This window comes from Polaribacter sp. IC073, from assembly GCF_007997075.1.
In the GTDB taxonomy this organism is placed as follows: domain Bacteria; phylum Bacteroidota; class Bacteroidia; order Flavobacteriales; family Flavobacteriaceae; genus Polaribacter.
Genome location: NZ_VORS01000002.1, coordinates 117,979 through 141,552 on the forward strand (window position 1 = coordinate 117,979; position 23,574 = coordinate 141,552).

The following is a 23,574-nucleotide window of genomic DNA, read 5'->3' on the forward strand; positions in this document are numbered from 1 at the left end:
AGTTTTTAATGAAACCTAACCAGCCACTTATTTCAGTAGTACTGCCTGTATATAATGTCGAAAGATATGTTACAGAAACTATGGATTCTATTTTAAAACAAACCATACAAGATTTTGAAATTATAGTCATTGATGATTGCTCTACTGATAAAACATTAGATATTATTAAATCTTACAACGATGAGAGGATTAAAATATATGAAAAAGAAGAGAATAAAGGGCTGGTAGATAGTTTAAATATTGGTTTTAAAATTGCTCAAGGAAAATATATTGCAAGAGTAGATGGTGATGATGTAAATGCTTTAAATCGGTTTGAAAAACAACTTAATTTTCTCGAAGCTAATAGCTGTATTGCTGCGTGTGGTTCTTGGCTGAAAGCATTTGGTGCTAATAATGTTATTCTCAAACACAAAGAAACACATGAGGAAATTCAAAGCCATATGTTATTAAGTAACGCTATGAGTATGGGTGCTACTATGTTAAGACGAAAATTATATTTAGGTTTTGACTTTGATAAGACTATGCAACATGTAGAAGATTATGATTTTTGGGTTAGAACGATTTGGAGTTGCAAACTTCATAATTTACAAGAAGTACTATATTACTATAGAGCTCATGATGAACAAGTTTCATATTTGTTTAAACAAATTCAATTAAAAAATGATATTATTATTAAATTAAATTTATTTAAAAAGATAAAATATAATCAAAATTTATACAAAGATGATTTCGTGATTAAAATTATGTTCACAAATAATTATATTACAGTTAGTGAATTATCATTTTTTTTTAAGTTTACAAATATTTTATTGAAAAATAACAATTGCTTTGATTCTAAATATTTAGAAGAAGTAATAAATAAAATAAGAAGGCAAATAGTCTATAATATTTATTTTACAGGCATAAGAAAAAAAATTGATAAGCAATGGAGAATAAAAGCATTATTTGTTATGCCATACAAAGAATTGACATTTATAATTAAAAAGAAACTTATTAAATTTGGAGTAAATGCAATTAAAAAATAAAAATATTTTAATTATTTTACATTATGGAACTTTAGGAGGAGCACAAAGACAAGCTCTAGGGTTAGCAAAATACTTAAGTAAAGAAAGAGACTGTACCGTTGATTTATTTTTAATGCATTCCGATTTTCAAACAAAGGAGTTTAAAGATTATGTGCAAGAGTCTGGAATAAGAAATACTTATCATTTTGGAGAACCTTATTTGTATTTACCAAAAGAATGGTCTTTAAAAAATATAAAAAGACTTCGTTGGAATTATAAATACCTTAACAAATTGCGTAAAGGATTAAAACCTTATAATTACTCTTTGGTAATTCCTTATTTAAATCATACCTCCAAATTGGCTTATTTTATTTATAAAATGATTCCATCTGTAAAATTTACATTTTGGCATCAATTGGGATTGGATATTATTAAAAAAGATTGGATTGAAGAACTTGTAAGAAAAAATATTCCATGTGTAATAGGTAATGCCCCTAATTGTTATGATATTTTTGAGGATGAATTACCTATTCCAAAATCTAAATTTCACTTATTACCTCAATACTTAACATTAGATGTAGTAAAGTTAGATAAACAAAAAAAACGTAAAGAATTAAATATCCCACAGGATGCAATTGTAGTAGGAATGATTGCTCATTACAGAAAAGATAAGTATTTTGATTTATTATTTGATGCTTTTTTAAATATAAAAAAAAAAATGAATTTAAAGGTTTATTTGGTGTTATTAGGTAATAAAGACAATGATGCAGCATCCTTTAAAATTTATGAAAATTTAAAGAGAAGAGTAAAGCAAAATAATTTACAACACTCTGTAAGTGTTGTCTCTAATTTAGAGGTTATTGATGTTTTAAATGTATTGGATATAGCCGTTTTGGTTTCTCAAATAGAAGGAATGCCTAATTCTGTTATGGAATACATGGCTTATGGTATACCTTCTGTTGTATCTAATCATCCGGGATGTAAACAGTTATTAGAAAATAGTGAGTATTTAATTCCTAATAATCAAAGTATTTTAGAAGAAAAATTAAATAAACTCATTTGCAATAAAGAAGAAAGAGAAATTGAGGGATGTTTGAATTTGGAAAGAATTAAAAAGTTTAATCTACCTTCATATGTAGATAGTTTAGAAAATATCATGTCAAAGTATATCTAATGAATAATTCCTCTATATCGGTAGTAATTCCCTGTTATAATGATAGCTATTATATTACAAAAGCTATTAATTCAATATTAAATCAAACTTGTATTAATGATATAGAAATAATTGTTGTAGATGATGGCTCTAATGAGAAAACAAAAAACATACTTAAAGAATTATCTTCTAAAATTGACTTATTAATCACTCAAGAAAACAAGGGACAAGCTGCAGGCAGAAATAATGGTATAAAACAAGCTAAAGGTAAATATATTTTAGTTTTAGATAGTGATGATTTTTTTGAGTCAACTTTTTGCAATAAGGCTGTTAATTTAATTCATAATGATTTAGATATTAAAATTGTAACATCTTACTCTAATATCTTGTATGAAAATTCATCTAAAACAGAAGTTTATAAACCAAAAGGAGGCGATCTCTCAGAAATACTACTAAATAATTCGGCTATGGGGAGTTGTATGTTTAGAAAAAGAGATTGGGAAATTGTAGAAGGTTATGATGAGTCAATGAGAGAAGGGTTTGAGGACTGGGAGTTTTATATTAGACTATTAAAAGAGAATGGAAAGGTTGAAGTGATCAAAGATATATTGTTTAATTATAGAAGGAAAACAGAGTCTACAACAACAAAAGCAAATAAAATAAAATACACCTTATTAAGGTATATTTACAGTAAACATGAAGATTTGTACAAAGTCCATTTTACAGGTTTTATAGATTTTTTATTAAGTAAAATAGAAAAAGAAGAGCAAGAAAAATTAAAAATATACTCTAGATTAGAGTATAGAATTGGTTATTATATTTTAAAGCCAATCAGATTTTTTAAAAAGTATCTGTATGCATAGTGAACCACGTATAACAATTGTTCTTACAACTTTTAATAGAGCTCACTTTATTAGAGAAACTTTAGATTCTGTATTAGCTCAAAACTATAAAAATTGGGAATGTATTATTATTGATGATAATTCTATAGACGACACGAGTGTAATTGTTGAGAAATACATTGAAACCGATAAAAGATTAGAATATATAGTTAAAGAAAAATGTATTAACAAAGGGTTACCAGCAAGCAGAAATATAGGGATAAAAAAAGCAAAAGGGGAGTACCTGGTGTTTTTTGATGATGATGATATTGTACATCCACAATTAATAGAGTGCTGTGTAGAGAGTTTTAAAAAGAAAAATATAAGTTTTGTCCACTATAATAAACAATCTTTTGAGGGAGATTTTGATAATTATTTGTTACAACCAATTATAGTTTCTGAGACTAAATTACTAGGAGAAAACATATATGAAAAAGTGATTTTAGGAACCTTACCATTAGCCTCTTGTACTGTAATGTGGAAAACAGCATTGTTTAAGAAAAACTTATTTAACGAAGCATTAATGTATGCCGAAGAATGGGAGTGCTATTCTAGACTTTTAATATTAAATAATTTAAAAGGAATTTTAATAAATAATTTTTTATATTTTAATAGAAAACATATTCAGTCTAATACAGGTGAATTTTGGTCTAACGATAAAAATAGAAAAGAATCTTATATCCAAGCCCATAAACTAGTATTAGAACTATTAATAGAAAAAAATAAAATAAATAGAAGTTTAAAAAAATATTTTTTTCAAAAATCTTATGTCTTAAAAGAAAAACACATCATTGATCCATTATTAGATAAAAATTTAATCAATAGAATCAGTTTTTTCTTTTATCCAATAAAATATTATCTTTATAAAATTGTTAAAGAATTTTAGATACCTATCAAATAAGAATTCGTAGATATAATATAATAATATTAAAGTTAATTTTATATTACAAAATATATATAGAGTGATTAAAACATATATAATAACAGTACATAATAATCCTAATCACCTTAAAAGATTAATAAATAGGTTAAATGATAATAAATCTAAATTTTACATTCATGTAGATTTAAAATCAGATATAAAATCGTTTAAAGATATAATAGATTTATCTAATGTAGAGTTTATTAAAGAGAGGGTAAATTGTATATGGGGTGATTTTTCTCAAGTAATGGCTACTATTAATTTATTAAGATATGCTATTTTAAATAAAAATCATAACTCTAAAATCATTTTTTTGAGTGGTCAAGATTACTCAATTAAATCTTTATATGATATTGATAAATACCTTATTGAAAATAAAAAAAATGAATTTATAAGTTTTGATAATGACCCGTTTGAAAAATCTTTTGTCTATAAACAAAGAGTCCATCAGTATAAAATAAACAAATCGGATAAGCGTTTGGATTTTGTTTTTTTAAATCCAATATTATCTTCGGATTTTAATAATTTAAAATTATTTATAAAGTTAATTTTAAAAAGAAAAATTAAAATAAAAGAGACTTTTGGTTTTCTTAAAATTAAGCGTAAATTAATTTTCAAAAAACAATATAAAGGATCTAATTGGTTTGCTTTGAATTATAGTACTGTAAACTCTATTTTGGATTTTATTGAAAAAAATAAAGTATAACTATTCAAATACTATAAATATACAGCTTGTGCAGATGAACAATTTTTTCATACAATACTTAATGAGGTTGTCGAGATTGAAAATAAAATTCATTTTTCAGAATCACTACACTTTGTAGATTGGGATAGAAAAAACGTCCCATTACCTGTAACGTTTAAAAAAGAAGATCTAGGATTGTTAATTGACCAACCTAGGGGAAAGTTATTTGCACGTAAATTTGATGAGGATAGTTCGATTTTAAATTTAATAGATGATAGCCTATTAAGTGAATTATAATATTTGTTTAAAAATAAAATTAAGTAATTTGAAAAAAATCCTCGTAATATCTGAATCCATAGATATAGAAGATAGTAGTGCTTCTAAAGTAAATGTAGCTTTAATTCTGAACTTAAAGAAAATAGGGTATGATGTTAAGGTTTTACATTATACAAGAAAAAAAATTCAATTAGAAGGAGTTAAGAGTATTGTTATCCCAGAAATAAAGCTTTCATTAAATTATCTATTAAGTAGGTCGCAAAGAGTGTTTCAAAGACTAACAAAAATTAATATATCAAACAGATTAGAAAATATATTTGGCCATTCTTTTACATTTTTTAATGACTCTAAAAGTATTTCTAAAACAGTTAAAAAATATTACGATAATGAAAATTTAATAATAACATTAAGTAAAGGAGCTAGTTTTAGACCGCACCATGCCATGTTGAGTTTACCAAATTTACATGATAAATGGATGGCTTATGTTCATGACCCTTATCCTTTTCATTATTACCCAAGACCTTATGACTGGTTAGAAGCAGGAGCTAAATTTAAAGAAAAATTTTTTAGAGAGGTTTCAGAAAAAGCTAAATATAGTGGGTTTCCAAGTTTGATGTTAAAGGAATGGATGGGAGGTTATTTTCCTAATTTTTTAAAAACTGGTGTAATTATTCCTCATCAAAATTTAGAAATTGATCAAAATAAAGAGCAAGAATTACCGGATTATATAGATACCTCAAAATTTAATATACTTCATGCAGGGAATATGTTTAAAGAACGACCACCTCATTTTTTAATAAAAGGGTATCAAATGTTTTTGAAAAATAATCCAGAAGCAATTAATGCGTCAAAACTAATACTGCTTGGTGGAACAGATGAAAACTATTTAGATTACTTGAATAAGGCTAGGAGCAATAACATTTATTGGAGTAAAGGAAGTGTGAAATTTAAGGAAGCGTTAATGCTTCAGAATAATACAAGTGTTAATGTAATTATTGAAGGAGATTCATCTATAAGCCCTTTTTTACCAGGAAAATTTCCGAATTGTATAAATGCAAATAAGCCTATTTTATTATTAAGCCCTTATTATAGCGAAACAAAAAGACTATTAGGAAGTGATTATAATTTTATTTCAGAATTAAAAGATTCTAAAAAAATATCAATACTGATAGGAGAGTTGTATTTTAATTGGAAAAAAGATAGAAATCAAAAATTAGATCGGGATGATTTAGGGACATATCTAGGTTTGGAGTATCTTTTAAACACCTTATCAAAATTAAATTGAAAAAAGCAATCATATATTTTTATTATTATCTTTTAAAGTTTAAAAATAAACTAATCTATGGAGGTAATACGATTGTATTAATGTATCATAGAATAAGTGATGTTAAGTTGGAGAATAACCAATACTTAACAATCTCAAAGGCTAATTTTGAGACTCAAATAAAATATTTTAAAAGAAAATATAAAATATTAAGTTTTGAAGAAAGTTGGAAACTTCCCTTTTATAAAACAGGTATTGTCTTTTCTTTTGATGATGGATATGCTAATTTTTATAATAACGCTTTGCCCATTTTAAAAAAGCATAATATACCTGCATTATTATTTCCTGTTACCTCACATCTAGAATCGAAAGATTATTTTTGGTGGGATAAATTAGTCTTAATTTATGAAGAACTACCGGATTTGTACTACTTACCTAATAAGGAACAATTGGTAAATAAGAAATCTTATAATTATAGCATATTACATGATTTAATTAAAAATAAAAAAACTGATTATATAGAGAAATGGTTGAAAAAAATAATGAATTTAAATAATTTAAGTATTAAATTTGATGATGAATTTAGAAGTTTAAACATTTCTGAAATAAAAAAAATTAGTAGTTCAAACCTTATAAAAATAGGAGGACATACTCATACTCATTTTAGATTTTCAGCAACAAAAAAAATGGAGTTTATATCTGATGTAAAAAAAAATACAACTATTTTAGAAAAAATAACTTCAAAAAAAATAGATATTTTTGCTTATCCGTATGGAGATCATAATCAGTTAATTGATTCAGAATTACTAATGAATCAATTTAATTATTTATTTTTAGCGAATGACTATTATTCTAACCATTTTTTTAAGTCAAAAAAAATAATATCAAGAATATTAATTACTGATATTATTGATAATGAGTTGATTAATAGGTTAAGAAAATTTAATTGATGTATAAGGAATTGGTAAGTATTATTATTCCTACTTTTAATAGGAAAGACTATTTAGAGTCGACGTTGGAGAGTATTAAAAATCAAATCTACCAAAATTGGGAATGTATTATTGTAGATGATGGAGGATATGATAATACAGAGAGCATGGTTTATAATCTCTCTATACAGGACAATCGATTTAAATTTTTCAAAAGGCCTTTGCATTTAATAAAAGGGGCAAATTCCTGCAGAAACTATGGCTTTGAAAAATCGAAAGGCACATATGTTAATTGGTTTGATGATGATGATATTATGCTTCCGAATTTTATTCAAGATAAAATAAATTCAATTGATAATATAGCTCAAAATATGATTATTTCATCAGGGTACAATACAGATGAGTATTTGAAAAATGGAAAAAAAATAAGCCTAATACAATCTAAAAACACATTATATAAAAACTTTGTTTTAGACGGATTAAATGTTTTAACACCATCAATTTTATTTAGAAAAGAATTTTTAAATAAACAACAGCTGTTTATAGATACGATTAATAAAGGACAAGAGTTTGAGTTGTTTTCGAGATTATTTTTTAAGACTCATAAAGAGGAATATAAAATTATTCAGTCATATAGTTTTCTGTATAGAGGTCACCCAGAATCATCAACAAGTAAAGCTATAAAATATAGAGAAGATTTTCACGAATCATCGTCTTATATTATAAGTGAAAATTTGGTTAGAGCTATAGAATTATCTGATGGGGAATTAATTCAAAGTTCTTATAGAATGTTATTAAACTTATATAGGAAGGCTTTAATTCATAAGCATAATTATAATATTAAATTTATTGAAGAAATATTTAAACGAAAACTTCCCAAATGGAAAGATTTCGTTTTATTTTGTTTGAGAATAATTAAAAATTTTCATCTTTCATTTTTTAGGTGGGATAAAATTATTAATAAATTAAAAATGTATTGATTATGACATTTATTATAGCAGAAATAGCACAAGCACACGATGGGAGTTTAGGAATGGCGCATGCTTATATTGATGCTGTTGCCAAAACAGGATGTAGTGCCATTAAGTTTCAAACGCATATGGCAGAAGCAGAAAGCAGTATTCATGAACCATTTAGAGTTAAATTTTCTAAACAAGACGCTACTCGTTTTGATTATTGGAAACGCATGGAATTTACATTGGAAGAATGGAAAGGAATAAAAGCGCATTGTGATGAGGTAGGATTAGAGTTTATGAGTTCTCCTTTTAGCAATGCTGCGGTAGACTTATTGGAAGAAGTTGGAGTCAAACGTTACAAAGTAGGTTCTGGAGAAGTCAACAATTTTGTGTTGTTAGAAAAAATTGCACAAACTAAAAAGCCTGTTATAATTTCTTCAGGAATGAGTTCTTTTGAAGAATTAGATAAAACAATCGAATTTTTAAAAAATAGAAACGTTCAGTTTTCAATTCTACAGTGTACAACTGCATACCCAACGGAACCTAAAGAATTTGGATTAAATGTGATTCAAGAGTTAAAGAGTAAGTATAATGTTTCTGTTGGTTTTTCAGACCATTCTTCCGCTATAGAGGCTTGTATAGCAGCAGTGGTTTTAGGGGCAGATATTTTAGAATTTCATGTGGTTTTTAATAAAGAAATGTTTGGACCAGATGCCAAAGCATCTTTAACTATGGAGGAGACCACTGAGTTAGTAAAAGCAGTTAAAAACATAGAAATTGCCCTTCAAAATCCTGTAGATAAATCAAATAATTCAAAGTTTGATTCATTAAAGTCAATTTTTGAAAAGTCCTTAGCTGTTAATAGGTCATTAAAAGTAGGGTCTGTGTTAACATTTTCTGATTTAGAAACCAAAAAACCTAAAGGATTTGGTATCTTGGCTAGTGAATATGAAAAGGTGCTAGGTAAAAAAATTAATAAAGATTTAAACCAGTGGGATTTTCTAAATTATGAGGATTTAAAATAAAAATTATGAGCATAAAAAAAATATCTTTAGAAAAATATATTGAGTATTCAAATTATGAGGGTAGCCAACATATTGCAAAAGAACATTCAATTTTTAGAATTTTACAAGTAATAAAAAAGGAAAAAGCAAAGAATGTTTTAGAGATTGGTTTAGGTATTGGGACTATATACAGTGCGGTTAGAGAGTTTAGTAAAGAAATTAAATATTTTGGAACTGAAAATAATGATTTCTGTTTAAAGAGTTTAGAGAAGAATTTATCAGACTCTTACAATAGTTTAATTATTTATGAGTCAATAGAAGATGTCCACTTTAAGGATAAAATAGATGTTGTTATAGTTGATGGAAAAGATAGATATTTCGATTATGTTAAAGAAAGTATAAGTAATAATGGTGTTATTATAATTGAGGGATATAGACAAGATCAATTAGTAGAAATTAGGAAATTATTTCCAGAATCTATAGATGTTCATGTTATTACACTTAGTAAAAACGATGGATCTGGTTTTTTTGACTCTAATCACTATCAAGGAGGTGTCAAAATTATTTATGTAAAACCTATATTTAGACAAAGAATCAACTGGTTTAAGCAAAAAGTTAGTACAAAATACAAGTATATTATAAGGACTTTAAGAAGCTAGAAATGTTAATAAAAAAAATATGTGTAGTTGTAACTGCACGACCATCCTATAGTAGAATAAAAACAGCTTTAACAGCAATTCATAAGCATCCAAAATTAGAACTGCAATTGGTCATTGCAGGTTCTGCATTGCTGGGTAGGTATGGAAATGCTGTAGAATTTATTGAAAAAGATGGATTTGAGATAGCAGAGAAAGTATTTATGGTGCTAGAGGGAGAAAATCCTACTTCTATGGCAAAAACCACTGGTTTAGGGGTTATGGAATTGGCCAATGTTTTTTATCGTTTGCAACCAGATGCAGTGGTGACTATTGCTGATAGATTTGAAACCATTGCAACAAGTATTGCTGCATCCTATCAAAATATTCCATTAATTCATATTCAAGGCGGTGAGGTTACTGGAAACATTGATGAAAAAGTACGTCATGCAAATACCAAATTAGCAGATTTACATTTGGTGGCTTCAGAAGATGCTAGACATCGGGTTATTAAAATGGGAGAAAACCCAGAAATGGTTTTTAACACAGGATGTCCTTCCATAGATTTAGCAAATGAAATAAAAGTCAATCCGAAATTAGATTTTGACCCTATTCAAAAATATGGAGGTGTTGGTACAACGATTGATTGGAAACAAGGATATATAGTGGTGATGCAACATCCTGTGACTACAGAATATGCATCCGCAAGAAAAGATGTAGAAGAAACCTTAAAAGCTGTTTACGAATTAGGTGTACCAACATTTTGGTTTTGGCCTAATGTAGATGCCGGCTCTGATGGTACCTCTGGGGGTATTAGAGCTTTTAGAGAAAAACACCAACCTAAAAATATTCATTTTTTTAAGAATATGGAACCAAATGATTTTTTGAAATTATTGGTAAATAGTAAGTGTTTGATAGGGAATTCTAGTGTAGGAATTCGTGAATGTTCTTATTTGAGGGTTCCTGTTGTAAACATCGGTACTCGTCAAAACAAAAGAGAAAGAGGAAGCAATGTGTTGGATACTGTTTATAAGAAAAGTGAAATCATAAAAGCCATTCAGAATAGAATGGAGGCTAAAGATATTGTATCAGAAAATATATATGGCGATGGACTCTCAGGAGATCGAATTGCAACTATCTTAGCGAGTACGAAATTCACATTTCATAAAACAATTATGTATTAATGAAAATATTAGGAATTATACCCGCAAGAGGAGGCTCTAAAGGAGTTCCTAGAAAGAACATTAAGTTATTAGATGGAGAACCTTTAATAGCTTATTCTATTAAAGCAGCACAAGAGAGCCGTTTGCTAACAGATGTGTTTGTTTCTACAGATAGCGAAGAGATTATAGCCGTAGCTAAAAAATATAATTGTAGTTTTTTTAAAAGATCTGAAGAAAATGCAGGAGATAATACACCTATAGAACCTGTTATTTATGAGCTATTAGATGCTTTAAAAGAAGTATATGATTTAATTGTTTTGTTACAACCTACAGCGCCTATAAGAGAAGGAAAAGATATAGACAATGTTATAAACATGTTTATAGAAGATAAAGAATTAGAGAGTGTTGTTTCAGTTGTTGAGCTAGAAGATATTCATCCGGCAAGAATGTACAATGTTGATAGCGATAAAAATATGGAATCCCTAGAATCTACTAAAGAAAGATTTAGAAGGCAAGATTTAACTCCTGTCTATTTAAGAAATGGATCTATTTATGCTACAAAAGTAAAATCATTACAGGCAAACAAAAAGTTAATTTCATCAAACAAGAAAGCCTATATAATGCCTGAAAATAAATGGGCAAATATAGATACGGAAAGAGATTTTTTAATTGCTGAGGTGTTGGTAAGAGAGTGGAAAAATAGGAAACAATAGCAATTAAGATGTTAAAAACAATCATATCAGGAATTGGTAGTTTATCTAACGATGTTGAACAAAAACTGTTAAGTGTTTCTAATGTTGAATATGTTACAATTGCTACAAATCAAGAATTAATTAATTGTCTTAATCGTTGTGATATTTTTTGGTTTAGATTAAACCATAAACTCACCGAGGATATTCTTAAAAATGTTACTTGTAAATATATATTATGTGCTGCGACAGGTTTAGATCACATAGATGTAAATTTTTGTCTTAGAAAAGGTATTAAAATTATCAGTTTAAAGGGAGAAAAGGAGTTTTTAAAAGAAGTTAGAGCCACGGCAGAACATACCATGGGCTTAATGTTAAGTCTAATTAGAAAAAATAAAAAAGCATTTCTTCATACAGAAAAAGGAAAATGGAATCGGTATTTATTTGAAGGTACAGAATTGTATAAAAAGAAAGTTGGAATTCTTGGGATGGGTAGACTAGGTAAAATAGTTGCAGAATATTGTGCTGTTTTTGGTATGGAGGTTTATTATTATGATATTATTGATCAAGATGTTTCTTTAGAGTTCATAAAAACAAATTCAATAGAAGAATTGATAGGGAATGTAGATATACTTTCTATTCATTTACCATATAATAAAGACACTCATTTTATACTAAATAGAAATATTTTTGAAAATATAACCTCAGATATATCTATTATAAATACTGCTAGAGGTGGTTTGGTAAATGAAATAGATTTGATAAATTTCATCATTAATAATAAAATTAAAGGATATGCAACCGATGTGCTTTACGGTGAACCAACTATAAAAAACCATCCATTAATTCAATTAGCTAAAGTGAATGAAAACATAATTATCACTCCTCATATAGCTGGAAATACTTATGAATCTATTGAAAAAACAGAAATGTTTATTGTTAATAAATTAATTGAAAAATTAAGTTAATGAAAAAGTTAGGATTGGTGATTGCCGATGGTGTAGGATATAGAAACTTTGTGATGAGTGATTTTTTAAAGGTTGCTCTTAAGGAATATGATGAAGTAATTGTTTATTCTGGATTGATAAAAGAATTATACAATGACTTTACACAAGATAATCTTACAGTTAGAGAGTTAGACATTTTTAGAGAACATAAATTTACTTGGTTTTTAAGAAAGTTAAAAGAAGTTGCTCACATGAGAAAACATCTTTCTTTTTTTGGTATTAATACAAGTTTTAATAATGGAAAAACGAAGAAGATAAAGAGTGTTACTTCTTTGTTAAATTTGTTAGCATACCAAATTACAAATATATTTCATTCAGAAAAAAGTATCTTGTTTTATGAGAAACATCAATATAATTCATTAAAACAAACAAAAGAATTTTCTAATTATATAGAATTTCTATCTATTGATTCTCCAGATTATCTTTTTTTTACACATCAGAGACCATATAATTTATCTCCTTTATTAGCAGCTGCTAAAGCCTTAAAAATAAAGACCTCTACCTTTATTTTTAGTTGGGATAATTTAGCTTCTAAAGGAAGAATGTTAGGAACTTTCGATAGTTATTTAGTTTGGAGTAATTTAATGAAGGATGAAATGAAATATTTTTATCCTACTTCAATTTCTAATGATATTAAAGTAGTGGGTACTCCTCAGTTTGAACCTTATGTTTTAGAAGAATATAAATCAGATAATAACTATTTTAATGAAGAGTTTAACTTAGATAATACAAAGAAAACTATTTATTATAGTTGTGGGGATGTTTCAACAAGTAAACTAGATCCTCTCTATATTGAAGTGATTGCAAAAGCTATTGAAAATAAAAAAATAGAACAGGTGAATTTTATAGTGAGAACATCTCCTGCTGAAGACAATACAAGGTTTATGGAAATTATGGAAAAATATTCTAATATTACATGGAATTTTCCTGATTGGACATTAACACGAACAAATCATACAGAAACTTGGTCACAAAGAGTTCCTTCTAAAAAAGATATTAAAGACTTAAGAGCGATTCTAACCTATGCAGATGTGAATATAAATATGTGTTCTACCATGAGTTTAGATTTTATGGTTTTTGATAAACCTGTTATTAATAGTGTTTTTGGAAATGAACAGAATGGATTGTATAATGACCAAAAATATTTAGAATATGTACATTATAAAAAAGTTACAGATAGTGGAGCTGTGGTAGTCGCTAAAAGTGAAAATGAGTTAATAGAAAGTATTAACATAGCTTTAGAAAACCCATTATTATATAGTAGTAATAGAAAAGTAATTCTTGATTTAGAGATAGGAGCAACATTAAAGGGGACAAGTGAAAGAATTGTAAAAGCATTAAATGAATTAGCATGAAAAAAATATTAGTTGTTTTTGGAACAAGACCAGAAGCTATAAAAATGGCTCCTTTAGTAAAGGCGTTACTGCAATCAAAAGAGTTTGAGACTAAGGTTTGTGTTACTGCACAGCATAGAGAAATGTTAGATCAGGTATTGTCTTTTTTTAAAATTACTCCAGATTATGATTTGGATTTAATGAAAGCAAACCAATCTTTAAACGAATTAAGTGCACGAATTTTAACAGCGATAGATCCTGTACTGTTAGATTTTCAACCAGATTTGGTTTTGGTACATGGAGACACCTCTACAAGCAGCATGGTGGCTTTGGCGGCTTTTCATAAAGGAATTAAAGTAGGACATGTAGAAGCTGGATTAAGAACCTACAATAAGTTAGCTCCGTTTCCAGAAGAGATTAATAGACAAATTACGGGGAGAATAGCAGATATTCATTTTGCGCCTACCCAACAATCTGCACAAAATTTACTAGATGAAAAAGTAGAGAAAGAAAATATTTATGTCACAGGTAATACGGTGATTGACGCTTTGTTTTGGGGAATTCAACATGTAAATGAAGATAGGGAAGACATCAAAGAAATAAAACAATTTGTAGATACCGCAAAAAAAGTAATTGTAGTTACAGGGCATAGAAGAGAAAATTTTGGAGATAAGTTTTATGAGTTTTGTAATGCCTTAAAACAATTGGCGGATAGAGATGATGTTCAATTAATCTATCCAGTTCATTTAAATCCAAATGTGCAAAAAGCGGTGTACGATACTTTAGGAAGTCACAAAAACATTTTATTGATTGCTCCTTTAGATTATGAAGCCTTTATTTGGTTACTAAATCAGTCATACTTAATTATTACAGATAGTGGTGGTGTACAAGAAGAAGCGCCTTCTTTAAAGAAACCTGTATTAGTTACAAGAGATGTTACAGAAAGGCAGGAAGCTGTTGTAAGTGGGGTTGTTAAATTAGTAGGTACTTCTAAAGAGTTAATTATAAAAGAGGCCGTAAAACTTATTGAAAATGAAGCCGTTTATGCTAAAATGATTTCAAGTGACAATCCATATGGTGATGGAAGAACTTCTATTAAAATAATGGAAATTTTAAAAAATATTTTTTTTTAGATATAAATAGCAAAAAATGAATTTTAAATATTACATTAAGAAAATCAGCAATATACTCATACGAAAGCCGCATTTATTTGTTTCTAATTTTTTAAATAAATATATACTTCAAAAAAATTTAAAGAAAGGCATATTAGCTATAACTTTAAATAATTCTAATGGTTTAGGGGCAAAACTTATACATGCTCTAGAGTTAATGGCAATTTGTGATAAGTACAACCTAAGTCCAATGATAAAGTTTACAGGATCTTTTGATCATAAAAAAGAAGATGTTTTTGATGCTTTTTTTGAAATAAAAACTTCAATAAAAATTTCAAAAGTTAAATATGCTGAAGTTAATAATATTAATACTGTTTTAAAATATTCGGCATCCCTAGAAAGCGTTCCTTTAAATATTAACTACTCTCATTTTTTAATAAACAAATATATTAGAGTAAAAGATGATGTTAAAAAAGAAATACAAGATTTTGTTGATAAAAACTTTATTAAGAGAGAGGTATTAGGTGTACATTTTAGAGGAACTGATAAATTTTCTGAAGCTCCTAGAAAGAATTATGAATTTGTAAAAAATAATATTTCTCATTATTTAAAAAAATATCCAAAGACAAACTCTATATTCGTTTCATCAGATGAAAATAATTTTATTAAATTTTTAAAGGAAAGTTCTATTCAAATAAAAGTATTTAGTAGAGATGATTTATTTAGGTCAGATAATTCTGATCCTGTGCATTTTAGTAAAAATAATGTTATTGAAATTAATAGAGAAGCTTTGGTGAGTATGTTGTTATTATCTAATTGTAATACAATACTGAAAACAGCATCTATTTTAAGTTCAGTATCAAAACTATTTGAACCTAAAGTTAGAGTGTTTTTAATAAGTAAACAATTTGATGAGCATAGGTGGTTTCCTGAAAAGGAATTGATAAAAGAAAATATTTTAGATCCTGTTGAATAATCAATTTTATTGTAGGGGTAAAAAAACTAAAAAAGGAAGATTGGGAGAAATTAATATAAGAAATAATTATTTTGATAATTACCCTATTTCTACAAACAAAATAAAAGGACTAAAAAAATATAATGAAAAAGGTAGCAATAATTTGTAACTACATTTTAAGACCTGATAGAATTGGTGGTATGGATCGATTTTTTGAATTGTTTGATACGCGATTAAAAGAAAAAGGATATACAGTAGATTGGTTTTTTACAGATTATTTGGCTTTTGATTTTTATAGAAATTTAAATATTACAAGCGCTGAAAATTTATCAGTAGAAAAAAAGTTTTTGGATGTTTCTTTTAACCAAAATTATGATGTTATAATTACACATTTCACAGAATTATGCACTCAGTTTTACAAAGAAGTTAAAGTAAATAACCCTAATTCTTATGTAATAGCCGTAGACCATAACCCTAGACCTTTAGATGGTTTTTCGTTAAAAAAGAGAATTAAAAAAAGAATAGCAGGTTTTTTGTACGGTACATATATCAATCAATTTATAGGGGTTTCTAAATATACTGTCAACCATATTTTAAATGATTATGGTCACTTTTTAAAAAAGAAAACGAAAGTTATATTCAATGGTATTGATACGGATGTTTTTGTAAAGAGAACACAAGAAAATAAAAATAAATTTATTGTTGCTTCTCATTTAAGACCTTCAAAAGGAATTCAAGATTTACTCAAAGCTTTAAGTTATATAGATATAAATCTATTGAATAAGGTTGCGGTAGATATTTATGGTGAAGGTGAATATAAAGAAGAATTAGAAAAGTTAACCAATCAATATAATTTACAAAAAATAGTTTCTTTTAAAGGGAGTTCTTCTAAATTAAATGAATTGTTCTGTAATTATAGCTATATGATTCAGCCGACCTATATGGAATGCTTTAGCTTATCAATTTTAGAGAGTTTATCTGCAAATATTCCTGTAATTACAACTACGGTTGGAGGAAATTTAGAAGTGGTAGAAAATAATAAAAATGGATATATATACAGCCCAGGAGATTGCAAAGCTTTGTCATTCATTCTAGAAAATATTATTACAGAGAAAACTACTGTAATAGAAAATACTTCAGATTTAATTATAGAAGACTATAATTTGGTAAAAATGATTACTAGTCATATAAATTTATTGCCATGAAGTTAGCTTTCATCACACCAGAATATCCTATCGCTAGTTTTGAAGGGAATATTGGAGGAATTGGTACTTTTACAAAGAATTTGGCGGAACAATTGGTTACAAAGAATTATGGAGTTACAGTTTTTATCCACAGTCAATCTATTGAAGGGATTTTTATTGAAAATGGAGTTGAAGTTCACTTAGTAAAAAAGAAGACTTTTAAAGGGGGGACTTGGTTTACTAATAGAAGATATTTTAATAAATATGTAAATAGCCTTATTATTCAAAAAAAAATTGATGTAATAGAAGCTCCAGAATGGACTGGTTTTACTGCCTTTATGAAGTTTAAATGTCCGTTAGTAATAAGATTGCACGGTTCGGATACCTATTTTTGTGATTTAGAACATAGACAAGTAAAAGCTAAAAATAAATTTTTTGAAAGAAAAGCTTTAAAAGGCGCTGATAAGATTGTTGGTGTTAGTAATTTTGTAGCAGAAAGAACCCAAGAACTGTTTCAGTTAAATAAGAATATTGATGTAATTCATAATACAATAAATACAACTTTATTTACGCCGAATCATAAACAAATAAAATCAAAATCCTTATTATATTTTGGAACAATTATAAGAAAAAAAGGAGTTTTAGAAATAGCGAAAGCATTTAATAAAATAATAGAGCGAGATGCTACGATTACTTTATGTTTGTTAGGTAGAGATACTAAAGATGTTGTCTCTAATGGTTCTACAATAACTCTCTTTAAAGAATTACTTTCTGAAAAAGCACAAAAAAAGGTTACCTTTTTAAACGCAGTACCCTATAAAGAAGTTATAAAATACGTTCAGCAGTCAGAAATTATTTTATTACCAAGTTTTGCTGAAGCTTTTCCTATGACTTGGTTAGAAGCCATGGCTCTAGAAAAAAAGTTGGTGACTTCTAATATTGGTTGGGCAAAAGAATTGATGGTTGATGGTGAAACGGGGTACACAATAAATCCTACAAATACAAATGAGTTTGCTGCTAAAATTTTAGCATTGTTAAATGACAAGGAAAAAGCGGATGAAATGGCAAAAGCAGCAAGAAATAGAATTATAACTAAATTTGATTTTGAAGAAATTTTTAAAAAAAATATAAAACTTTATAAAAACTTAGTATGATTATTCTATTTCATAATGGTATTAAACCTTTAAAGTATTTAGACTTAGCGACAAAAGAAGAGTTTTCTTGTACAGAGAAAACCATTCAAAAATCTTTATTTAAGTTGTCTACAACGTATCCAAAAGAACTACTAATTTGGTGTAATTTAAAGTTAAAATCTTTTATAAATTACTCAGAAATTAAGTTCATATTTCAGCATGAACTAATTTTGGCAAGTTATGGGATTAATAAGTTAGGGGATGTTTCTAGTAATATAGGATATGTAGATCAGCATTGTTTTATAAATGTTAAAAAAGAAGTTCAATACCCAACCTGGATAATGTCTGGCGATATTGGAGGTACTTATGCCAGTATTATTCAACAATCAAAAGAAATCATAACTCTTTCTCAACCTTTTGGTTTATACTTATCAAGTTTAGCAAAACTAAGCATGCCAAAAGGATTGTTTTGTTATTCTGCACCAATGCTATTAAAAGGAGATTTTAGGAACATAAAAATAAAGGCAGATTCAACAAATAAATTGTTATTTAAATTTGTAAAAAGACATTATAAAATTCAGTGGATTTTTATCTTATTTTTTTGCTTGATGTATTACCAACATAAAATTTATTTAGCGAGTTTATGTACGAGTTTGTTTGCGAAAAAGTTAGGTGCAAATAAGATAAACTTTAAAAGTATACATCTTGTATCAACAAAAAGTAACATAACAAAGGAAGACTTTACGGTAGATGTGTTAATACCAACCTTAGGTAGAAAAGAGCATTTAAAAAATGTATTGAAGGATTTGTCTAAACAAACTTTACTTCCTGAAAAAGTAATTATAGTTGAACAAAACGGTTTAGAAAATTCAGTTTCGGAATTGGATTACTTAAATAATAATTGGCCGTTCAAAATAGATCACACATTTATTCATCAACTAGGTGCTTGTAACGCTAGAAACATAGCGTTGTCTAAAGTAACTTCTAATTGGGTGTTTTTTGCTGATGATGATATCAGGTTTGAAAAAGATTTGTTAGACAAATCACTTGAATATATTAATATGTTTGGAGCTTCTAGCATTACTATTAGTTGTTTACAAGAAGGAGAATTAGAGAATAATAAGACTCATTTTCAATGGAGTGGCTTTGGAACCAATGCTTCTTTTGTTGAAAACAAATATATATATAATTGTAGCTTTAAATCTGAACATGAATTTGGTTATGGTGAAGATAATGACTTTGGAATGCAGTTGCGAAATAAAGGGTGTGAAAATTTATATATTCCATATATTAAAATGCTGCACTTAAAAGCACCTATTGGTGGTTTTAGAGCTAAGATCTATCCAGAATGGGAAAAAGAAATTGTAGTTCCGAAACCATCACCAACGGTAATGGCTTATAACTTAAAGCATTTAACTAAAGAACAATTAGATGGTTATAAATTTTTACTATTTGTGAAGTTCTATAAAAAACAACATATTAAAAATCCTGTTACATATTATAAAAGTTTTAAAAAACGTTGGAACATGAGTGTAAAATGGGCTACTAAACTAATGAAATATGAAGTTTAGTCTAATAATTTGTACCTATATGAGGCCTACAGCTTTAATTACGTTGTTAAGGTCTGTTATTTTACAATCAAATTATCCAACTGAAATTTTGATTATAGATGGTTCTATAGACAATTTAACAAAGTATATTTTAAAGGAGCATACATTTGAAAATTTAGTTTACTTTAAAGTTTTACCAGAAGAAAGAGGCTTAACAAAACAGCGCAATTTTGGAATTGAAAAAGTAGCTGACAATATTGATGTGGTTTGTTTTTTAGATGATGATACTTCATTAGATCAAAATTATTTTAAACACTTAATTGAAACTTATAAATTTTATCCTAAAGCTTTGGCCGTGGGTGGTTATATTATGAATGAGATCAAATGGGAAAAAACAGAGGAATACAATGTTCATCAGTTTTATTATGATGGTTGGGTTAGAAAAGAAAGTTCGAGGTTTAAATTAAGAAAAAAACTAGGCTTATTAGACAATACAGCACCAGGATGGATGCCAAAGTTCTCTAATGGAAGGTCTATTGGGTTTTTACCGCCAAGTAACAAGGTTTACCGAGTTGAGCAAATAATGGGAGGAGTTGCCTCATACAGAATAGAGGTTTTTAAAGACTTTTCATTTTCAAAATATTTTGAGGGATATGGTTTGTATGAAGATGCTGATTTTTCTTTGCGATTGGCAAAAAAAGGAGAAGTATACATAAATACGGCAGCACAAATAGAACACCACCACGATACTGCAGGTAGGCCCAATCAATTTCAATATGGTAAAATGGTTACTAGAAATGGCTGGTATGTTTGGAGGGTTAAATATCCAAAACCACAAATTATTGCTCGTATTAAATGGAATCTAATAGCAGTTGTGTTAATGAGTATTAGGTTTACCAATATAATAACTACAAACAGAAAGAAAGAAGCTTTTACAGAAGCTTTAGGCAGAGGTTATGGTTTATTTTCATTAGTTTTAAACAAACCAAAAATAGAAAGATGAAATATAAAGAAGATATAAATAGGTACAAAAGTTATAATAAAAGTAATAATGTTTTTTTTCTTATCTTATGTACTCAAGGCCTTTGGGTATTATTTTTCTATAGAGTTTTTAACAATTTATATATATCTAAAATTCCATCTTTTTTAAAAAAAACTATGTTATTTTTTTATATACCAATTCAGAAATCTATGGAGTGTTTTACCGGTATCTCCATACCATACTCGGCTTCTATTGGTGAAGGGTTCTATATAGGTCATTTCGGAAATATTATTATTCATCCTAATTCTGTAATTGGAACTAATTGCAATATATCTCAAGGAGTAACCATTGGTGTGAGTGGAAGAGGAGATAAAAGGGGGACTCCTATAATTGGTAACAATAATTATATTGGTGCTAATGCTGTTGTAGCTGGTAAAATTATAATAGGTAATAATTGTGTTATCGCAGCAAATTCTTTGGTTATAGAAAACTTAAGTGATAATTCTACTGTTATGGGCGTTCCTGCAAAAGTTATTAATAATTTAGGTTCTAAAGGATATATTTAATGAGATTTTTAATTATTTCTGATGCACCTGTTTTAAAAAAAGAGAATAAATTATTTTCTTATGCTCCCTACGTAAATGAAATGAAATTATGGATAAAACATTTTGAGGATGTTGTTCTTGTTTCTCCAACAAAATATAATAAAGAGTTATTAGTTGAATCATTTGATAGAAACTTGAAAGTATCTTCTATACCTTCAATATCGTTAATTTCATTTTTAGAAATACTAAAGAGTGTTTTAGTTTTACCTTATATTTTGTTTAAACTTTTTTTGAATATGTATATGTCAGATCATATTCATATAAGGAGTCCCGGTAGTATAGGACTTTTAGCATGCTTTGTGCAAATTTTCTTTCCATTTACACCAAAAACAGCAAAATATGCGGGAAACTGGGATCCAAAAAGTAAACAACCATTAAGTTATAAAATTCAAAAATGGATACTTTCTAACACCTTTTTAACTAGAAAAATGAAGGTATTGGTGTATGGAAATTGGCCTTTACAAACTAAAAATATTATTCCTTTTTTTACAGCGAGCTATTCTCAAAATGAAATTGAAGCGGTTTCTAAAAAAGAGTTAAAAGACCTTATTAGGTTAATTTATGTAGGTGGATTAACAGTAGGCAAACAACCATTATTAAGTGTACAAACCATCCATGAGTTAATTAATAAAGGCTACCAGGTTCAATTAGATATCTATGGTGATGGTATAATGAGAAATGAAGTAGAAAACTATGTAAAATCCAACCAATTAGAAAAAAGCATTTTCTTACATGGAAATCAACCCAAAAATGTTGTAAAAGAAGCATATAAAGAGGCTCATTTTTTATTATTTATATCAAAGTCAGAAGGTTGGCCTAAAGTAGTTGCTGAAGCTATGTTTTGGAAGTGTTTGCCAATTTCTTCAAAAGTATCTTGTGTACCTTATATGTTAGATGATGGAAGTAGAGGTTCTTTAGTAGAGGCAAATGTGAGTAAAGAGGCTTTAGTTAAAATAATAATTGAGTATATTAAGAACGAAAATATCTATCAAAAAGAAGTTTTAGCGGCACAAAACTGGGCTCAGAGCTACACTTTAGATACCTTTGAAGCAGAAATACAGAATATACTATTAGATGCGTAAAGTCGGAGTTATACAAGTAATCGATTCTCTAAATACTGGTGGAGCAGAGGTTTTGGCAGTTAATATTGCAAATTCTTTGTCACAAAAGGGTTTAAATTCTCATATGTGTGCTACTAGAAAAGAAGGAGACTTAAAAGATAATATTGATAGGTCTGTTGGTTATTTATTTCTAAATAGACAAAAAGTAATAGATATAAAGGCTTTTATTAATTTTAGAAAATATACAAAAGCAAATAACATAAGTATTGTGCATGCCCATGCGACGTCCTTTTTTTTTGCCGTTTGTATGAAACTGATTCATTGGAAATTAAAAATCGTTTGGCATGATCATTATGGTAAAAGTCAAGATTTAAGTTTAAGACCTTCGGCTGTTTTAAAAATAAGTTCTTTTTTTTTAAATACGATTATTTCTGTAAATAACGATTTAAAAGATTGGGCACAACATAAACTATTTTGTAAAGATGTGTTATTTTTAAACAATTTTGCGTTGTTTCGTAATCTTGATGAGGAAACTACTTTGCAAGGAAGTGGTGGTAATAGAATAATTCATCTTGCTGCATTTAGAGTGCAAAAAGATCACGAAAATTTAATCAATGCTTTTCTGTCATTTTTAAAAAGAAACCCTACTTGGACGTTACATTTAGTAGGACAATTAAACAATACGGCATACTCTCGTAAAATACTTCAATTGATAAAAGATTTAAAATTAGAAAAGCATATTTTTGTTTATGATTCTTGTTTAGATATTAAGCATATTTTAAAACAAAGTAACATTGGGGTTTTGTCTTCAAAATCTGAAGGACTGCCTTTAGCTTTATTAGAATATGGATTGGCTAAATTACCTGTTGTGGTAACAAATGTTGGCGAATGTGCTAAAGTTGTAGAGAATAACAAGTCAGGAATTGTGGTAACTTCTAATAATAGTTTAGAATTGGAAGAAGCCCTACATATTTTAGCGAACTCTAAAGAAAAAAGAGTTTTATTTGGTGAACAGCACCATAAAAATGTTACAGAGAAATACTCTGAAGAAAAATTTATGAATCAATTATTAAAAATATATACTCGCTAA

Annotated in this window: 22 protein-coding genes and 1 pseudogene; all 23 read left to right on the forward strand. The window is 27.7% G+C overall.

All coding sequences use genetic code 11. From position 1 onward, the window contains the following. Window positions 1-8: 8 nt before the first annotated feature. The 23 genes and pseudogenes from ES045_RS03340 (at window position 9) to ES045_RS03455 (ending at window position 23,574) form a co-directional block, all read left to right on the forward strand. Window positions 9-1,025 carry a glycosyltransferase family 2 protein gene (locus ES045_RS03340; protein ID WP_147112403.1) on the forward strand — a complete coding sequence of 339 codons (1,017 nt, stop codon included), beginning with the start codon at window positions 9-11 and terminating at the stop codon, window positions 1,023-1,025. Then, window positions 1,009-2,178 (forward strand): glycosyltransferase family 4 protein, encoded by a 1,170-nt coding sequence (locus ES045_RS03345; RefSeq protein ID WP_147112406.1) that lies wholly within the window; start codon window positions 1,009-1,011, stop codon window positions 2,176-2,178. The genes ES045_RS03340 and ES045_RS03345 overlap by 17 nt, the downstream gene beginning before the upstream one ends. Continuing rightward, a complete protein-coding gene (locus ES045_RS03350) occupies window positions 2,178-3,020 on the forward strand; it encodes a glycosyltransferase family 2 protein (RefSeq protein WP_147112409.1) in 843 nt (280 codons plus the stop codon). The genes ES045_RS03345 and ES045_RS03350 overlap by 1 nt, the downstream gene beginning before the upstream one ends. Then, on the forward strand, window positions 3,013-3,924 hold the full coding sequence (locus tag ES045_RS03355) for a glycosyltransferase family 2 protein (protein ID WP_147112412.1): 912 nt from the start codon (window positions 3,013-3,015) through the stop codon (window positions 3,922-3,924). Before ES045_RS03350 ends, ES045_RS03355 begins: the two co-directional genes overlap by 8 nt. 76 nt (window positions 3,925-4,000) lie before the next feature. Further along, window positions 4,001-4,942 (forward strand): annotated as a pseudogene (locus tag ES045_RS03360) (beta-1,6-N-acetylglucosaminyltransferase). A 28-nt stretch (window positions 4,943-4,970) separates the two neighbouring features. Beyond that, the gene (locus ES045_RS03370) at window positions 4,971-6,206 is read left to right on the forward strand and encodes a UDP-glycosyltransferase (RefSeq protein WP_223267169.1); all 1,236 of its coding nucleotides are present in this window, start codon (window positions 4,971-4,973) and stop codon (window positions 6,204-6,206) included. Next, complete coding sequence (locus ES045_RS03375; RefSeq protein ID WP_147112419.1) at window positions 6,203-7,135, forward strand: polysaccharide deacetylase family protein; 933 nt, start codon at window positions 6,203-6,205, stop codon at window positions 7,133-7,135. The genes ES045_RS03370 and ES045_RS03375 overlap by 4 nt, the downstream gene beginning before the upstream one ends. Further along, window positions 7,135-8,094, forward strand: coding sequence for a glycosyltransferase family 2 protein (locus ES045_RS03380; RefSeq protein WP_147112421.1), 960 nt, complete (start codon window positions 7,135-7,137; stop codon window positions 8,092-8,094). Before ES045_RS03375 ends, ES045_RS03380 begins: the two co-directional genes overlap by 1 nt. A gap of 2 nt (window positions 8,095-8,096) precedes the next feature. Next, the gene (locus tag ES045_RS03385) at window positions 8,097-9,095 is read left to right on the forward strand and encodes an N-acetylneuraminate synthase family protein (RefSeq protein WP_147112424.1); all 999 of its coding nucleotides are present in this window, start codon (window positions 8,097-8,099) and stop codon (window positions 9,093-9,095) included. 5 nt (window positions 9,096-9,100) lie between these two features. Next, window positions 9,101-9,733, forward strand: coding sequence for a methyltransferase (locus ES045_RS03390; RefSeq protein ID WP_147112427.1), 633 nt, complete (start codon window positions 9,101-9,103; stop codon window positions 9,731-9,733). A 2-nt stretch (window positions 9,734-9,735) separates the two neighbouring features. After that, window positions 9,736-10,893, forward strand: a complete 1,158-nt coding sequence (gene neuC, locus ES045_RS03395) for a UDP-N-acetylglucosamine 2-epimerase (RefSeq protein ID WP_147112430.1) — start codon at window positions 9,736-9,738, stop codon at window positions 10,891-10,893. Then, the gene (locus ES045_RS03400) at window positions 10,893-11,585 is read left to right on the forward strand and encodes a cytidylyltransferase domain-containing protein (RefSeq protein WP_147112433.1); all 693 of its coding nucleotides are present in this window, start codon (window positions 10,893-10,895) and stop codon (window positions 11,583-11,585) included. The genes neuC and ES045_RS03400 overlap by 1 nt, the downstream gene beginning before the upstream one ends. Window positions 11,586-11,593: 8 nt before the next feature. Continuing rightward, window positions 11,594-12,529: an NAD(P)-dependent oxidoreductase gene (locus ES045_RS03405; protein ID WP_147112436.1), complete on the forward strand. Its 936-nt coding sequence runs from the start codon at window positions 11,594-11,596 to the stop codon at window positions 12,527-12,529. Beyond that, window positions 12,529-13,923: a hypothetical protein gene (locus ES045_RS03410; protein ID WP_147112439.1), complete on the forward strand. Its 1,395-nt coding sequence runs from the start codon at window positions 12,529-12,531 to the stop codon at window positions 13,921-13,923. Before ES045_RS03405 ends, ES045_RS03410 begins: the two co-directional genes overlap by 1 nt. Continuing rightward, window positions 13,920-15,035, forward strand: coding sequence for a non-hydrolyzing UDP-N-acetylglucosamine 2-epimerase (wecB, locus tag ES045_RS03415; RefSeq protein ID WP_147112442.1), 1,116 nt, complete (start codon window positions 13,920-13,922; stop codon window positions 15,033-15,035). The genes ES045_RS03410 and wecB overlap by 4 nt, the downstream gene beginning before the upstream one ends. A 16-nt stretch (window positions 15,036-15,051) precedes the next feature. Then, entirely contained in the window at window positions 15,052-15,990 is a 939-nt protein-coding gene (locus ES045_RS03420; protein WP_147112445.1) for a hypothetical protein, read from the forward strand. A gap of 122 nt (window positions 15,991-16,112) precedes the next feature. Further along, complete coding sequence (locus ES045_RS03425; RefSeq protein ID WP_147112448.1) at window positions 16,113-17,174, forward strand: glycosyltransferase family 4 protein; 1,062 nt, start codon at window positions 16,113-16,115, stop codon at window positions 17,172-17,174. After that, window positions 17,171-18,307, forward strand: coding sequence for a glycosyltransferase family 4 protein (locus ES045_RS03430; protein ID WP_147112452.1), 1,137 nt, complete (start codon window positions 17,171-17,173; stop codon window positions 18,305-18,307). The genes ES045_RS03425 and ES045_RS03430 overlap by 4 nt, the downstream gene beginning before the upstream one ends. Next, window positions 18,304-19,857: a glycosyltransferase family 2 protein gene (locus ES045_RS03435; protein WP_147112456.1), complete on the forward strand. Its 1,554-nt coding sequence runs from the start codon at window positions 18,304-18,306 to the stop codon at window positions 19,855-19,857. The genes ES045_RS03430 and ES045_RS03435 overlap by 4 nt, the downstream gene beginning before the upstream one ends. Then, on the forward strand, window positions 19,847-20,839 hold the full coding sequence (locus ES045_RS03440) for a glycosyltransferase family 2 protein (RefSeq protein WP_147112461.1): 993 nt from the start codon (window positions 19,847-19,849) through the stop codon (window positions 20,837-20,839). The genes ES045_RS03435 and ES045_RS03440 overlap by 11 nt, the downstream gene beginning before the upstream one ends. Window positions 20,840-20,994: 155 nt before the next feature. After that, entirely contained in the window at window positions 20,995-21,384 is a 390-nt protein-coding gene (locus tag ES045_RS03445) for a serine O-acetyltransferase (RefSeq protein ID WP_223267170.1), read from the forward strand. Beyond that, window positions 21,384-22,505, forward strand: a complete 1,122-nt coding sequence (locus ES045_RS03450) for a glycosyltransferase (protein WP_147112469.1) — start codon at window positions 21,384-21,386, stop codon at window positions 22,503-22,505. The genes ES045_RS03445 and ES045_RS03450 overlap by 1 nt, the downstream gene beginning before the upstream one ends. After that, on the forward strand, window positions 22,498-23,574 hold the full coding sequence (locus ES045_RS03455) for a glycosyltransferase (protein WP_147112473.1): 1,077 nt from the start codon (window positions 22,498-22,500) through the stop codon (window positions 23,572-23,574). The genes ES045_RS03450 and ES045_RS03455 overlap by 8 nt, the downstream gene beginning before the upstream one ends.